Raw genomic sequence first — 248 nt, 5'->3', positions numbered from 1 at the left:
ATGCAGGTCAGTGCGTTTTTGCAACAGGGTTGCCAGGCCAGCAATACCTATCGCTCCACCCAGGTTACGCATCACGTTAAACAACGTCGACGCCGAAGCAACATCCTGCGGCGGTAATGCCGCTGCCGACATTAATGACAGCGGCACCATGATAAACGGCTGCCCTAACGCCCGCAGCAATAACGCCGGAATCAGATAACTGCCATCATAGTCCATGCTCATATGCATATTCATAAACAGGCTCATCC

The 248-nt window shown here is 52.4% G+C and carries 1 protein-coding gene; it reads right to left on the bottom strand.

Annotated elements, in window-relative coordinates; translation table 11 throughout:
* A partial coding sequence (locus Q4563_RS21670) for a hypothetical protein (protein ID WP_303606001.1) occupies positions 1 to 222 on the bottom strand: 222 nt, incomplete at its 3' end.
* Positions 223 to 248: the final 26 nt, after the last annotated feature.

This window comes from Gilvimarinus sp. 1_MG-2023 (genome assembly GCF_030548285.1).
The sequence above is the reverse complement of the archived record's forward strand: the minus strand, read 5'-3'. Positions and strand labels throughout refer to the sequence as shown.